The organism is Povalibacter uvarum (assembly GCF_014202975.1).
GTDB classification, from domain to species: Bacteria; Pseudomonadota; Gammaproteobacteria; order Steroidobacterales; family Steroidobacteraceae; genus Steroidobacter; species Steroidobacter uvarum.
On sequence record NZ_JACHHZ010000006.1, the window covers coordinates 203,756 to 216,120 of the forward strand.

Below are 12,365 nucleotides of genomic sequence, written 5' to 3' on the forward strand. Positions count from 1 at the left end.
ACCTCTTATTTTCTGGTATGCCCGTCGAGCGTCAGGAGGGGGCCGTAGTGCTCTGGACGACGATCGCGGAAAACGCCCCAGGCGTTGCGATAGTCGCGAATGGCATCCAGGTCGAACTTCGCCGTGAGGATCGACTCGGTGGTGCGATCAGCCTGCTTCACGAGCGCACCGGTGTGATCCGCGATGAACGAGGAACCGTAGTACGTCACGGACCAACGCTCGCCTTTTTCGGTGCCGATTCGATTCGATGCCACGAGCGGCATGATGTTCGACGCTGCGTGCCCCTGCATCGCGCGCTGCCAGTGATCGCGCGAATCGATGCTGGTGTCCTGCGGCTCGGCGCCAATGGCCGTGGGATAGAAGAGAATCTCCGCACCGAGAAGCGCCATCGCCCGCGCGCTCTCCGGGAACCATTGATCCCAGCAGATCGCCACGCCGATCGTTCCGAACCGTGTCTTCCAGACTTTGAATCCGGTGTCGCCCGGCGAGAAATAGAACTTCTCGTGATAGCCGGGGCTCTCGGGAATGTGCGCCTTGCGATAGATACCGAGATTGCTGCCGTCGGCATCGATGATCGCCACCGTGTTGTAGAAGGCGTTGCCTTCGCGCTCGTACACGCTCGCAGGCAGCACGACGTTCAGCTCGCGAGCGAGGGCGCGGAATTTCGCGACCGCGGGATTCTCCTCGATCGTGCGAGCCAGCGAGAAATAGCGCTGGTCGTGGTCCTTGCAGAAGTACGGCGTCTCGAACAGCTCCTGGATCAGGATGACGTTCGCGCCCTGCGCGGCGGCGGCGCGGATCGTGCGCTCGGCAGTCGCGAGGTTCTGTTCACGATTGTCGGTGCAGGCGAATTGGGTGGCGGCGACTGTGACTTGCATGGCTAGAACGTAGGCGGCGTACTGGCGCTGATGATCTCACAGGCCTCCGGGCCCAGGTTACGAAATCTATGCGGGACGGCGCTGGAGAAGTAATACGCATCTCCCGGCCCGAGCACCCGCGACTGGCCACCGACGGTCAGCTCGATCTTTCCGCTGATGACGATGCCGCCTTCTTCTCCTTTGTGACTCAGCATGTCCTCGCCGGTGTCGGCACCCGACAAATAGTGCTCGTGCATGATGGCCATGGCGCGATTGGGACGCTTCGCCGCAACGAGGCGCAGCAGCACGTTGCCGTCTCCGATGTCAGTCAACTCTTCGCGCGTGTAGAAAACTTGCGGGCTGGCCTGCAGATCGAGCGTGAAGAATTCGGCCAGCGACATCGGAATGCCGTCGAGAACTTTCTTGAGCGAACTGATCGACGGGCTCACGCGGTTCTGCTCGATCAGCGAAATCGTCCCGTTCGTCACGCCAGCGCGCTTCGCAAGCTCTCGCTGCGAGAGGCCGTACATGATCCGTACGTTCTTCAGATGCGTGCCCACGTCGATGGTCATGGTGTCGTTCCGTCTTCGAGGGTGTTTAGAATAATCGACACTCTGCGAGGATGGCCAGCTTTTCAGGCCCTTTCATTGAGAGCCTTGTCTAATTTTCTTATCATCGCCGCTGCCGTCCCCTCCGAGGTCCGATCCATGTCCGCACAACCGAACCGCGCCGATCTCGAGGCGCTCTGGCTCCCCTTCACCGCGAACCGGCAGTTCAAGGCCAATCCCCGCCTGCTCGCGAAAGCCGAAGGGATGCACTACTGGACGCACGATGGCCGGAAGATTCTCGACGGCGTCGCGGGCTTGTGGTGCGTCAACGCGGGCCATGGTCGCCAGGAAATCGTCGAAGCTGTCAGCCGGCAGATCGCGACGATGGAATACGCGCCGCCCTTCCAGATGGGACATCCGCTGGCCTTCGAGCTCGCGAACCGGCTGGTCGAACTGACGCCCGGCGACCTCGATCATGTGTTCTTCACGAACTCCGGCTCCGAGTCCGTCGATACCGCACTCAAGATCGCCATTGCATATCAGCGCCTGCGCGGCGAAGGCACTCGCCAGCGCCTGATCGGTCGCGAGAAGGGCTACCACGGCGTGGGCTTCGGCGGCATCTCCGTCGGAGGCATGGTGAACAACCGCAAATTCTTCGGCAGCATGCTGCCCGGTGTCGACCACCTGCGGCACACGCTCGATCTCGAGCACAACGCATTCACGCGCGGCTTGCCGGAATGGGGCGCGCATCTCGCCGACGATCTGGAGCGACTCGTTGCGCTTCATGACGCGTCGACGATCGCCGCGGTCATCGTCGAACCGGTCGCGGGATCCGCGGGCGTCGTGCTGCCACCGAAGGGCTATCTGCAGAAGCTGCGCGCGATCTGCGACAAGTACGGCATCCTGCTCATCTTCGACGAAGTGATCACGGGTTTCGGAAGACTGGGCGCGCCGTTCGGCGCGCAGTATTTCGATGTCATGCCGGACATCGTCACGACCGCGAAAGGCCTGACGAACGGCGCGATTCCGATGGGCGCCGTGTTCGTGCGCAAACACATCTACGAGGCGTTCATGCAGGGACCCGAGAACGCGATCGAGCTGTTCCATGGTTACACGTACTCGGCACATCCGGTTGCGTGCGCCGCAGCCCTGGCGACGCAGGAAATCTATCGTCGCGATGCGCTGCTGACACGCGGCGCGCAGCTCGCGAAGCAATGGGAAGACGCCGTTCACTCGCTTCGAGGCCTGCCCAACGTGATCGACATCCGCAACCTCGGACTGGTTGCGGGCATCGAGCTGCAGTCGCGAACCGGAGCCCCGGGGGCGCGCGCCTACGACGTGTTCCTGAAGGCCTACGAGAAAGGCATCCTGATCCGGTTTACAGGCGACATCCTTGCGCTGTCTCCACCACTGATCATCGAGCCGAAGCAGATCGATGAACTGGTCGGCACGCTCGCGGAAGTGATCCGCGCGACAGCCTGATCACTGCCAAAAGAAAAAGGCCCCGGAGGCGTGAGCTTCCGGGGCCTTCGTTCGTCAGAAGACGACGATCAGACCGGGATCAATCCTTGCCCCACGGGAACGTCGTGGCGACCGTGAAGATCACGCGATCGGTCTCGGCATCTTCGATATCAGTATCGACGTACTTCAGCGAAAGACTGAAGTTGCCGATTTCATAGCCGACGCCCAGCGAGTAGTCCATGTAGGAATCGCCGTAGAGCACGTCGATCGCATCGCCGTCGCTATAGCCGATATGCGCCAGGAGCGAGAAGTTGGCAGGCAGCGGCACCGTTGCGGAGGTGTCGAGATAGAACGAACTCTCGCTCGTGGCGCCGAAGTCGTTCGAGTACCACAGCTTGCCCTTGAACCACTGGTAGCTGAGGCTGCCATAAATTTCGGGATAGTCGAGATCCGAGTCATCGGGATAGGCGTAGTACACCAAGCCGACGTCCCAGCCGAGGCCACCTTCGGTTTCGCCCGTGAAGCCGGTGTACAGATCGACTTCGTAGTCGACGTCGGTTCCGAAGTCCACGTTGCTCGCCCACGCACCGACGTACCAGCCGTTGTCGGCCGCGAAGTCCAAGCTGGCTTGCAGCGCCGGATCCTCGTCCGTCTGCGTGATGCCGCGATAGTCGTAGTCGCTGGTCAGCGTCCACGTCGAGCTCACGCCCGCATTGGCTGCTGCCGCGGTCGTCAGCAAGCCCAGTGCAGCCAGAATCCTCAGATTTCGCATAAATCTCCCCTTGTGGTGAGAAAGAAACACGCCCCAACGGCGCGGATGATTGAGTTTACTTCGCGTAGCCGCTTTCGAGTCGTTTTGCGGTTAAAAAGCCACAGCTACAGCCCGCGCTAAGAGATGCAGCAACTATGCCAAACGGATCACACAATCGTCGCAAGGGCGAACCAGGGGTCACGGCTGTACTTTGATGTTCAAGCGGCCGCAGACCTCAACGGTGGCGCGGCTTTACTGCAGCAAGTTGTATGCAGATCGGCTGACGCTGCGAAATCGCAGGGATTGCAGCTCCTCCGCCGATCGCCCCAACTCCGTGCAGGCAGGCTGGCGCCTGCGCTATTTTGATGCAGCCTCGAAGATTGCGTAGAGCTTCAGCGTAGGTACTTTTACGTGCCACGTCCCAATGAAGCCCGCGGGCACCACAAACGAGTCGCCAGTCTGGAAAGTGCGTCCGTTTCCGCGCTCGTCTTCGATGTGAACCTGGCCGCGAAGGATGTGACAGAACTCGCTCTCTGCATACCGGACCCGCCATTTGCCCGGCGTGCTTTCCCAGGTGCCGGCGAAGAACTGCCCGGTCGAGTCACTGAAAAAATTGCGGGTCTTCTGCTCGGGCGTGCCGGCGAGCAGGCGATCGGGCGCCGGCTTCGAATGAGTCAGCTCCGGAGTCGCAACGGCGAAATCCACGATGCCGGAAATATCGCTCACGCTGGCGTCGGTCATGACGATGCTCGCAAGACACATGAAGAGGCCCTCGACTCTAAGAGGGGATCACGCCCCTGGCTACTGCGGACAAGGAGACCGGCGCTTTCGCGCCGGTCTCGATAGCCGCTCAACTCACTGGGCTTGTGCCACCGCCGACTCGGACGATGCCCCCACCGGGCGGATCGCGAGACTCACTCGCCGCTCCCACGCGTAGGCTTCGATATCGTCCTTTGCCGCTGTCGTCAGATCCTCACCATGCGCGGACAGGCGAATCTGCTCGGGGGTGACACCACCGCGAATCAGTGCTTCGCGGACGGCATCAGCGCGCCGCAGTGACAACTCCAGGTTCTGCTCGGGAGTTCCGCGCGGGTCGGCAAAGCCGTTGAGCTGGATTTCGAGCTGGCCGTGAGCGGCAAGCAGGGCTCCCAGCGCCTCGAGCTTCGCGGCGACCTGCGAATCGATATCCGAACTGCCCGTACGGAACATCACATCCGCATGGAGTTGCTCGGCAAGTCGATCGAGCATTTCGTCACCGCCCGTGCTTTCGCTGGCCTTCGCGAGCGCAACGCGCGTATCGATGAGCTCCTGTTCGAGCTGTTTCGCATGCAGGTCCGCGCGCTTCGCCGTACCGACACTGTCGCCGAGAATGCCGCCGACCATCAGCCCGACGAAGGCGCCGATGGGGCCACCGACCACAGCGCCGATCGCCGCGCCGCTGCCCATGCCAACGCCCTCTTCCTTGGTGAACTTGTTCTCACCCGCGTTTGCCACGCCCGTGCTCAACGCAATGGCAACCGCCCCGATCAGTGCTTTCTTGAACATGACTTCTCTCCCACACCACTCGTCGTTGCAGCAGGTGACGATTTACCCGTGGGAGCTATTCAAGGCCGCAATAGCGACGCAACTGCGGGACCGGAGTGGCGGGAGAGAGAAGGATGATGGCGAATTGTGGCGGGAGCGCGGAGATACGGAACTCGGATGTCACACGGAGTTCACGGAGATTGAAGAAGGCAGAGGGCCTCGGCGACCCTGCGATTTCCTGATCGTCAGATCTCCGTGCTCTCCGCGAACTCCGTGTGAAATCTTCTCCTGATTCAGAGACTGCTACACAAATGACCGCCGTCCACAACGAGCGTCGAGCCCGTCATGTATCGCGAAGCATCGGATGCCAGCAGCAGCAGCGGGCCGTCGAGATCCTCATACTGCCCGACGCGACGCTGCGGAATGCGGCGGATGAGTGCCTGGCCCGGCTCGGTGTCGAAGAAGCCCTGGTTGATTTCGGTGGCGAAGTAGCCGGGTGCGATGCCGTTGACCCGAACTCCATTGCGAGCGAGCTCCAGCGCCATCGTGCGAGTGAGCTGCGTCAATCCGGCCTTCGATGCGGCATACGGCGCGACGTGCCCAGCCTGGCGAAAGCTCAGGATGGATTCGATGTTGATGATGCTGCCGCCCTGCCCCCGATCGCGCATCCGCCGCGCGACCTCGGTTGCCATCAGGAATGCACCTTTCAGATTCACATCGACGACGTCATCCCAGTCCTGCTCAGTCTGTTCGAGCACGCCCTTGGCCACTGACGTCCCGGAGTTGTTGACGAGCACATCGATCGGCCCCAGCTCCGATTCGATAGCTGCGACAGCTGCGGCGATCGACTTGCTGTCGGTCACATCGAGACGCGTTACCGCCGCCTTGCCGCCGCTGGCGGAGATATCCGCGGCGAGCGCTTGCAACGCATCCGTCCGACGCGCTGCCAGGCCCACCTTCGCGCCTGCACTTGCGAGCACGCTCGCGAAATGTCGCCCAAGACCACTGGACGCACCCGTGACGAGCGCTACTTTCCCCTGGAGCACCGAACGATCGACCGTCATGGAATCCCCGCCTTATGCGACCTGAACAGGTCCGCGAGGATAAAGCAGCTTTCCCGGACCTGCCCGGGAATCAGCCGGCCCGGCTCAGGCCGTTTGCGAATCCGGCTGCGGCTGTGCGTGCAGGAGCGCGCTGTACCATTGACCGCTCTTCTTCACGGTGCGCTTCTGCGTCGCATAGTCGACGTGAATGATGCCGAACCGCTTCCCGTAGCCCTGGGCCCACTCGAAGTTGTCCATCAGGCTCCAGACGAAGTAGCCCTTCATGTCGACGCCCTGGCGGATGACATCCGCCACGGCTGCGATGTGCGACTCGATGTACGCGCGCCGCAATTCATCGTCGATGCGTCCGTCGACGACATGGTCCTCGTATGCGGCACCGTTCTCCGTGATGAAGATCGGCGGCAGCTTGTAGTCGCGCTTCAACCGCAGGAGCAGTGCCGCGAGGCTCTGCGGCGCAACCTCCCAACCCATGTGAGTTACCGCCGCCGTGCTGCTCGAAACAGGCGAAGTCGGATTCGCGCTGCTCGAGACGGTCGGGTGGTAGTAATTGATGCCGAGGAAATCGATCGGCTGGCTGATCAGCGCCGCATCGCCGCTCTGCACGACCGGAGCGTCGGCGCCGAGATGCTCGAGCATGTCGCTTGGGTACTCGCCTTTCAGCACGGCGTCGGTGTACCAGCGCACGAGCTTTCCATCCTCGAGCCGGGCGTGGAACGCATCGAGCTCCGAATCCGTCGCCGGGGAAATAGGCGACATGTTGAGCACGATGCCGACGTCGGCCTTCGTTCCCGTCTGACGGATTGCCTGCATTGCCAGGCCGTGACTGAGCAGCACATGGTGCGCGACCTGGTAAGCGACGCGGCGATTGCGAATGCCGGGCGCGAAGATGCCCTGCTCATGACCGAGAATTGCGGTGACCCACGGTTCGTTGTGAGTGGCGATCGAAGCCATCCGATCACCGAGGCGACGCGTGACGATCTGCGCGTACTCCGCAAATCGCAGCGCTGTATCGCGCGACAGCCAACCTTCGTGCCGCTGCTGCAGCTCGATCGGCAGATCCCAGTGATAGAGCGTCGCGTAAGGCTGAATGTTGCGCTTCAGCAGGCCGTCGACCAGGCGCTCATAGAATGCGAGCCCCGCTTCGTTCGCAGGACCCGAACCGAGCGGCTGCACGCGCGGCCAGGAGATCGAGAACCGGTAAGCGTTGACGCCGAGCCCGGCGATCAGGTCGAGATCCGTTTCGAGACGATGATAGTGATCGCAGGCGATGTCACCGTTGCTGCCGTCAGCGATCGCGCCGGGCTGCCGGCAGAACTCATCCCAGATGGACAGAGCCTTGCCATCCGCGCGCGCGGCACCTTCGATCTGGAATGCGCTGGTGGCAGCACCCCAGATGAAATCGGACGGGAACCGGCGACGCAGTTCGAGAACGGAGCGGTTCTGAGTCATTGAATGGATGGCGTAACCGGATCCGCACTGCGTAGTGCATCCGTGCGGTTCGCACTCGTCCTGGCAGGTGACATGAGTTCGCTTTCGAGCTCTTCGAGCGTGCGACCCTTCGTTTCGGGAACGACGAACAGCACGAACAGGAACGCCGCGGAAGCAAAGAGACCGAAGATCAGGAAGGTCCCCGCCGACCCGAAGGTCGACAGCTCCCATGGAAAGATGAAGGTGACGCTGGCGCTCACGAGCGCGTTGAAGAAGCCGGCGACGGAAATCGCCGCCGCGCGCTGCTCGTTCGGGAAGATCTCCGACAACAACACCCACATGACCGGCCCGAGCGAAATGGCGAACGACGCCACGAAGCCGATGATGGCGATCAGCACCAGCTTCGCGTTCATCGTCAGCGCCGCCGAAATGAACGACTGGCGGTGCGACTGGACCTGTTCCGCGCCGACTGCACCCGTGACAGCCGCGACGTAGGCACGCTCGGAGTCATACGAAGTGCCGTCGAGTGTGCGAAGTTGCATGGCCAGCGAATCCGGAACGCCCGCCTTCTGCACGGCTGCGACGGTGTTTGCGTTGACTTGATACGTCGCACTGTTGAACGCCGCGCTGATCGTCAGCAGCGAAAGCGCCATACCGGCCACACCAATGGCGAGAAGCGGCTTGCGGCCCAGTTTGTCGATGAGCCAGATCGCCACGAACGTCATGCCGACGTTCACGAGACCGACGAGCACGGCCTGACGGAAAGCATCGTCCACGCCGCCGCCCGCTTGCGCGAAGATCGTCGGCAGGTAATAGAAGATCGCGTTGATGCCCGTGATCTGCTGGAAGAACGCCAGCCCCAGCGCGATCACCATGATGAACCGCATGCGGCTGTCGAGCAGCCCGCGGAATCCCCGCGATACCGGCTTCGCAACGAGGCTCTGGCGAATCCGCTGCAGACTCGCCTGCGCCTGATCCGTGCCAGCAACTCGCGACAACACCTGCAGCGCCTGTTCGTCACGGCCCTTCAGCAGTAACCAACGCGGGCTTTCCGGCACGAACAGCAACAGCGCGAAATAGGCGATCGCCGGCAAAGTCTGCACGCCCAGCATCCAGCGCCAGTTGTGATCGCCGACGCCGAGAAGGAAGTAGTTGGAGAAGAATGACGCGGAAATACCGATCACGATCATCAACTGATTGAGCGAGACGAGGCTGCCGCGCTTCTCGGCCGGCGAGATTTCCGCGATGTACATGGGCGCGATGAGGATTGCGCCACCCACCGCCAGGCCGCCGACGATGCGCGCAATGACGAAACCGGTGAAGGTGGTCGCCGTCGCAGCCAGCACGGAAGACACGACGAACAACAGCGCGGTGCCCAGCAGCACTCGGCGCCGACCGAAGCGATCGCTGAGCGGGCCTGCGATCGCATTGCCGGCCATCGCACCCCAGCCGAGGCTGCTGACGGCCCAGCCGAGCTTCAGGTCGCCTGCCGTTCCCGTGAGACTGAAGTAGTCGCGGATGAACGGCACGACGCCGGAGATGACCGTGGCATCGAAGCCGAGCAGAAAGCCGCCGATGGCGACCGTCAGCGCGACGAATGCAATGTTGAGCCTGCCCTGGGCCATGCGCGGATGATTCTTTACTTTCGGTTGTTGTCGCAACGGCGCTTCAGCCGCACCCCTGCTGCGACCGGCTGGAATCCAGCGATGAAAGCGCTTACACGGAGTATTGGCAGATCAACGGGGAGTGTCAAGCCAGACGCCGGAGCATTGTCACATCGGCCGCAAGGTCACGTCGGGGTTTCCAGCGCGTTCAGCTCGCCGCGCGCCCGCGCTTCGCGGCCGTAGACCCACTCGAAGACCGGGGAAGCCATGAGGGTGGTAACGATTGCCATGAGCACCAGCATCGAAAAAAGCGCGGGTCCGATGACGCCGGCCTGCAGTCCGATATTGATGATGATGAGCTCCATCAATCCGCGTGAATTCATCAGGGTCCCCATGCCGAGCGCCGTGCGGTTGTCCTGACCGCAAAGTCTTGCCGCGGCCCAGCATGCGCCGAATTTCGCGAAGATCGATGCCGCGAGAATCGCCATCGCGACGAACAGCAGCTGCGGATCGCTGACGATGGTGCACCGCGCGGCATGGCGGCGGGCGTCTTATAGAGGACGCGTCGTGACGCGCTCAATTGCCGGCCGATTGATTCTCGCTATCGCGAAAGGCCCCCAGGCCCTGGCTCTTCAGCGATTCTGCGCGGAGAGGAATTCCTCATGGGTCGGCAGGTGCGACACCATGCCCTGGATGGCTGCCTTCGCGGTTTTCAACGCCCCCGCGATTCGGGCGTAGTCGACGTTCTCGACTCGCGGGCAATAGTGGCTGGGCTGGATTCCCATACCTTCGAAGATCGATTGCCAGCTCGTGTTGCGAAACAGCGGGTCCGTCCCATCACGCAATGCGCCGTGGCGCTTGAACAGTTCGATGCGCTCCTGCAGCGAGTCCGGCAATTCGATCTGGCTGCACCATTGCCAGAACGGCGAGTCATCGCGCGCCGTTGCGGCGTAGTGCAGCAACACGAAGTCCCGCACTTCCTCGAAGTCTCCGGTCATTCGACGGTTGTACTCACGCACGAGAGCGAGATCGCAGTCGCGGTCCGGGAAATACCGCAGGAAGAAGTCGATGCCGCGAGCGATGAGATGAATCGACGTCGCTTCCAGCGGCTCGAGGAATCCTGCCGCCAGCCCCAGCGACAGGCAATTGTGTTTCCAGAGCTCACGCCGGTGACCCGTGACGAATGGAATGATCCGCGGCTCGTCGACGACGGGACCATCGAGACCGCGGATCAGCGTCGCCTTCGCGGTCGAGTCGCTGCAGAACTGGCTCGAGTAGACGTAGCCATTGCCGACGCGTTGCTGCAGCGGGATTCGCCAGCTCCAGCCAGACGATTGCGCCGTCGCTCGCGTGTACGGCAACAGCGGCCCGCGTCCTTCGCTGCGCATCGCCACCGCGCGATCGCACGGAAGATAGTTCGACCAGTCGATGTGCTCGACCGCGAGCGCCTTGCCGATCAGCAACGCCTTGAAGCCGGTGCAGTCGATGAAGAAATCACCCCGGATCTCGCGGCCGTCCTCGAGCACGACCGATTCGATGAACCCGCTCTCGCGCTGCTTCACGCTGGTGACCTTCCCTTCCGTGCGCACCAGGCCACGGGACTGGGAGTAGTCACGCAGATAACGGGCAACGAGCGTGGCATCGACATGAAGCGCGTAGTTCGCGCCGCCGATCGGCGTGTTAGGCACCTTCGCGGGTGGGAAAAAGCGGCCGCTGTCCGCCATGACACTGCATGGCGAGAAATCCATGAGCGACGACGTATCGCCCTGCGCGCGCGCCCTGAGCCAGCACTGGTAGAAATCGTGCCCACCGATCGGCTGACCGATCACACCGAAGGGATGGAAATACGACTTCGCCCGCTGGTGCCAGCCGACGAACTGGATCCCGAGCTTGTAGGTGGCGTCGGTCGCGCGAATGAATTCCTTCTCGTCGATCCCGAGCCGTTGAATCAGACCCACGAACGGCGGCACCGTGGACTCGCCGACGCCGATCGTGCCGATCTCCTCGGATTCGATCAGCTCGATTTCACACAGCTCGCGCTTCAGGTGACGGCTCAGCATCGCGCCCGCGAGCCACCCGGAAGTACCACCGCCGATGATCACGATTCGGGAAAGAGGTTTCATCACCAGTCTCGATTCTCGAGGAGCACGCCGGGCGATCCGGTCTCGCGCATCGTGTTGTAGTTCCAGTAGGCCGCGCTGCTCGCCTGGATTGCACGACGCAACAGATCGATCGCCTTGTGCCTGGGAAAGCTGACTCGCCAGGCGAGCACGAGCGTACGCCTCGGCGCGGGTTCCTGAAATGGCCGGCTCACGAGAATCTGCGGCGCATAGAGGGGCAGGCTGGCCGCGGTCTGCGGAAGGATCGTCACCCCCAGCCGCGAAGCGACCATATGACGTAACGTCTCCAGGGTGCTGCCGCTGACGCCGCTTCGCACCAATTCACCTTGCGGCCGCAGATGCGGAAATGCGTCCAGCACCTGCTCGCGAAACGGATCGCCCTCGCCAAGCAACAGCACCTCGACGGGATCGAGGTCCGTCGGTGCGATAGCGGTCTTCGCCGCGAGCGGATGACTCGGCGGCAACAGCAGAACGAATGGTTCTTCGAACAACGTCTGCGCAACGATATCGGGCTCATTGAAGGGCGCAGCGACCAGAATCGCGTCGAGCTCGCCGCCGCGCAGCTTCGCGGTGAGTACCGGCAGCTTGTCTTCCTCGACGTACAGAGAAAGATGATTCGCCGACTGCTGCAGCAGCGGGATGAATTGCGGCAACAGATACGGACCGATCGTGCCCAGCGTGCCCAATGCGAGCGGCCCTTCGAGCTGATCCTTGTCGGCAGCCGCGACATCCTTGATCGCCGCCGCTTGCTCGAGCACACCGCTCGCCATGGCGACGACGCGCTGACCGATCGGCGTCGTCAGCACGCCTTGTTTGCCGCGCTCGAACAGCGACACGCCCAGCTCGTCCTCGAGCTTCTTGATGGCAACGCTGAGCGTCGGCTGGCTGACATTGCATTGCTCGGCCGCGCGCCCGAAGTGCTGTTCGCGGGCAAGCGTGACGATGTATCTGAGCTCAGTCAGCGTCACGCTCGCGGATCCTCTGATGCTTTCGCTATGCTCGGCACAG

General features: G+C 62.4%; 11 protein-coding genes and 1 pseudogene. 1 reads left to right on the top strand and 11 read right to left on the bottom strand.

Annotated features, from left to right (window positions below):
• Positions 1-5: 5 nt before the first annotated feature.
• A complete protein-coding gene (gene aguB / locus HNQ60_RS23235; RefSeq protein WP_184335172.1) occupies positions 6-878 on the bottom strand; it encodes an N-carbamoylputrescine amidase in 873 nt (290 codons plus the stop codon).
• A 2-nt stretch (positions 879-880) separates the two neighbouring features.
• Positions 881-1,429: a cupin domain-containing protein gene (locus tag HNQ60_RS23240; RefSeq protein ID WP_184335173.1), complete on the bottom strand. Its 549-nt coding sequence runs from the start codon at positions 1,427-1,429 to the stop codon at positions 881-883.
• Between the two features lie 135 nt (positions 1,430-1,564).
• Between HNQ60_RS23240 and HNQ60_RS23245 the strand changes: the two genes are divergently transcribed.
• Positions 1,565-2,887 (top strand): aspartate aminotransferase family protein, encoded by a 1,323-nt coding sequence (locus HNQ60_RS23245; protein ID WP_184335174.1) that lies wholly within the window; start codon positions 1,565-1,567, stop codon positions 2,885-2,887.
• Positions 2,888-2,966: 79 nt separating this feature from the next.
• Here HNQ60_RS23245 and HNQ60_RS23250 read toward each other — a convergent pair whose 3' ends face one another.
• The 9 genes and pseudogenes from HNQ60_RS23250 to HNQ60_RS23290 form a co-directional block, all read right to left on the bottom strand.
• The gene (locus tag HNQ60_RS23250; RefSeq protein ID WP_184335175.1) at positions 2,967-3,638 is read right to left on the bottom strand and encodes a TorF family putative porin; all 672 of its coding nucleotides are present in this window, start codon (positions 3,636-3,638) and stop codon (positions 2,967-2,969) included.
• A 336-nt stretch (positions 3,639-3,974) separates the two neighbouring features.
• Positions 3,975-4,358, bottom strand: coding sequence for a cupin domain-containing protein (locus tag HNQ60_RS23255; RefSeq protein ID WP_184335176.1), 384 nt, complete (start codon positions 4,356-4,358; stop codon positions 3,975-3,977).
• Positions 4,359-4,472: 114 nt separating this feature from the next.
• Positions 4,473-5,162 (bottom strand): OmpA family protein, encoded by a 690-nt coding sequence (locus HNQ60_RS23260; RefSeq protein ID WP_184335177.1) that lies wholly within the window; start codon positions 5,160-5,162, stop codon positions 4,473-4,475.
• Positions 5,163-5,434: 272 nt separating this feature from the next.
• Positions 5,435-6,205 (bottom strand): SDR family NAD(P)-dependent oxidoreductase, encoded by a 771-nt coding sequence (locus HNQ60_RS23265; protein ID WP_184335178.1) that lies wholly within the window; start codon positions 6,203-6,205, stop codon positions 5,435-5,437.
• A gap of 84 nt (positions 6,206-6,289) precedes the next feature.
• The gene (locus HNQ60_RS23270; RefSeq protein ID WP_184335179.1) at positions 6,290-7,654 is read right to left on the bottom strand and encodes a GH1 family beta-glucosidase; all 1,365 of its coding nucleotides are present in this window, start codon (positions 7,652-7,654) and stop codon (positions 6,290-6,292) included.
• Entirely contained in the window at positions 7,651-9,258 is a 1,608-nt protein-coding gene (locus tag HNQ60_RS23275; RefSeq protein WP_184335180.1) for a sugar porter family MFS transporter, read from the bottom strand. Before HNQ60_RS23275 ends, HNQ60_RS23270 begins: the two co-directional genes overlap by 4 nt.
• Before the next feature lie 164 nt (positions 9,259-9,422).
• Positions 9,423-9,740, bottom strand: a pseudogene (locus HNQ60_RS23280) (cation:proton antiporter); the annotation flags it as partial.
• 129 nt (positions 9,741-9,869) lie between these two features.
• Positions 9,870-11,360 (bottom strand): tryptophan halogenase family protein, encoded by a 1,491-nt coding sequence (locus HNQ60_RS23285; RefSeq protein ID WP_184335182.1) that lies wholly within the window; start codon positions 11,358-11,360, stop codon positions 9,870-9,872.
• Positions 11,360-12,325 (bottom strand): hydrogen peroxide-inducible genes activator, encoded by a 966-nt coding sequence (locus HNQ60_RS23290; RefSeq protein ID WP_184335183.1) that lies wholly within the window; start codon positions 12,323-12,325, stop codon positions 11,360-11,362. The genes HNQ60_RS23285 and HNQ60_RS23290 overlap by 1 nt, the downstream gene beginning before the upstream one ends.
• Between the last annotated feature and the right edge of the window lie 40 nt (positions 12,326-12,365).

What these genes read in the sequence shown, in the direction of transcription:
- aguB (WP_184335172.1), bottom strand. Translation starts at nt 878, where the DNA reads ATGCAAGTCACAGTCGCCGCCACCCAATTCGCCTGCACCGACAATCGT.
- HNQ60_RS23240 (WP_184335173.1), bottom strand. Translation starts at nt 1,429, where the DNA reads ATGACCATCGACGTGGGCACGCATCTGAAGAACGTACGGATCATGTAC.
- HNQ60_RS23275 (WP_184335180.1), bottom strand. Translation starts at nt 9,258, where the DNA reads ATGGCCCAGGGCAGGCTCAACATTGCATTCGTCGCGCTGACGGTCGCC.
- HNQ60_RS23260 (WP_184335177.1), bottom strand. Translation starts at nt 5,162, where the DNA reads ATGTTCAAGAAAGCACTGATCGGGGCGGTTGCCATTGCGTTGAGCACG.
- HNQ60_RS23270 (WP_184335179.1), bottom strand. Translation starts at nt 7,654, where the DNA reads ATGACTCAGAACCGCTCCGTTCTCGAACTGCGTCGCCGGTTCCCGTCC.
- HNQ60_RS23265 (WP_184335178.1), bottom strand. Translation starts at nt 6,205, where the DNA reads ATGACGGTCGATCGTTCGGTGCTCCAGGGGAAAGTAGCGCTCGTCACG.
- HNQ60_RS23255 (WP_184335176.1), bottom strand. Translation starts at nt 4,358, where the DNA reads ATGACCGACGCCAGCGTGAGCGATATTTCCGGCATCGTGGATTTCGCC.
- HNQ60_RS23245 (WP_184335174.1), top strand. Translation starts at nt 1,565, where the DNA reads ATGTCCGCACAACCGAACCGCGCCGATCTCGAGGCGCTCTGGCTCCCC.
- HNQ60_RS23250 (WP_184335175.1), bottom strand. Translation starts at nt 3,638, where the DNA reads ATGCGAAATCTGAGGATTCTGGCTGCACTGGGCTTGCTGACGACCGCG.
- HNQ60_RS23285 (WP_184335182.1), bottom strand. Translation starts at nt 11,360, where the DNA reads ATGAAACCTCTTTCCCGAATCGTGATCATCGGCGGTGGTACTTCCGGG.